Annotated in this window: 1 protein-coding gene; it reads left to right on the top strand. The window is 45.3% G+C overall.

Going from position 1 to position 1,669, the window contains the following annotated elements; all coding sequences use genetic code 11:
- On the top strand, positions 1–1,669 hold a 1,669-nt coding region (locus AC2JBO_RS44870), incomplete at both ends, for a DNA-directed RNA polymerase subunit beta'' (RefSeq protein ID WP_496960078.1).

The raw sequence follows: 1,669 nt of genomic DNA, 5'->3' as shown, positions 1-1,669 counted from the left end.
TCCAAAACGGTCAAGTCGTTGCAGAACTCATCGACGACCGCTACCGTACTACAACCGGTGGTTTGCTCAAGTTCGCAGGCGTGGAAGTCCAGAAAAAAGGTAAAGCCAAACTTGGTTACGAAGTCACCGTTGGCGGTAGCCTGTTATGGATACCCGAAGAAACTCACGAAGTCAACAAAGATATTTCGTTGTTGCTAGTAGAAGATGGTCAATTTGTCAATGCTGGTGACGAAATTGTTCGAGATATCTTTACATCCAACAGCGGTGTTATCGAAGTCACTCAGAAAAACGACATTTTGCGCGAAGTCGTAGTCAAACCCGGTGAACTATGGCAAGTTGATGACCCAGAAACCGCAATGGGACGCTCACAGAACTTTGTACAGCCCGGTGAAGAGTTCATGGGACGTACCTACACCGAACTACGCTACATCGAATATGTAGAATCACCTGAAGGTCCAGCGCTGCTATCGCGTCCAGTCATCGAATTTGCTGTTCCTGAACAACCAGATGTGCCTTCGACAACGTCTGTCAGCCAACAAACCGGACGTTCGATACAACTCCGCGCGGTACAACGCTTACCATACAAAGATTCAGAGCGCGTCAAATCGGTTGAAGGCGTAGAGCTTCTACATACACAACTAGTATTAGAAATAGATGACTCAGTAGGTGAACTTGATCACAACGCTTCACCCCTAGCAGCCGACATCGAATTAGTTCCTGATACTGATGACCCAGACGTTCAACGTTTACAGCTAGTAATTCTTGAATCATTAGTGGTTCGTAGAGACATCTCCGCAGACGCAACACAAGGAAGCACACAAACAAATCTGGAAGTAACCGAAGGACAAACAATTGCTCCAGAAAGCGTTGTCGCGCGCACCCAGATTTTGTGTAAAGAAGGTGGTGTCGTTCGAGGTGTACAAAAAGGTACTGAAGCCGTGCGTCGTTGTTTAGTATTACGCAACAGCGATGTGATGACTGTAAATACAACATCGGCGCCAAAAGTTAATATTGGTGACTTAATTGTTGAGGGTTCCGTAATTGCTAACGGTGTATCTGCTTCTATTTCCGGTCAAATAATTAGTATCGATAACAATGCCGCATCCACAGATTCAGGAGATTCTGCCGCAATTACTGTGGGTGGTTACAGCGTCAAAATACGTGTCGGGCGCCCATATCGCGTCAGTCCTGGTGCAGTACTGCAAATCGAAGACGGTGGTTTAGTACAACGTGGTGATAATTTAGTACTACTTGTATTTGAACGTGCGAAAACAGGGGACATCATCCAAGGTTTACCACGGATTGAAGAATTGCTCGAAGCACGTAAACCTAAAGAAGCTTGTATATTAGCCAAGCGCAGTGGTGAAGTCAAAGTAGTTTACGGCGACGGTGATGAAGCAATAGGGCTAAAAGTAATTGAGTCGAACGGCGTTGTTACAGATTACAACCTTGGTCCCGGACAAAACTTGATAATTTCCGATAGTCAACAAGTAATAGCTGGTCAAGCATTAACAGATGGTTTGGCTAACCCCCATGAAATCTTGGAGCTTTTCTTCAACCTTGGACATGAGGAGGGAATTTATGCTTGTGCGAGCGTTGCCTTACAAGAAGTGCAAAACTTCCTTGTTAACCAAGTGCAATCAGTATACCAATCACAAGGTATCGACAT

Source organism: Calothrix sp. CBUCES-K 9914 (assembly GCF_059640475.1).
The sequence above is the reverse complement of the archived record's forward strand: the minus strand, read 5'-3'. Positions and strand labels throughout refer to the sequence as shown.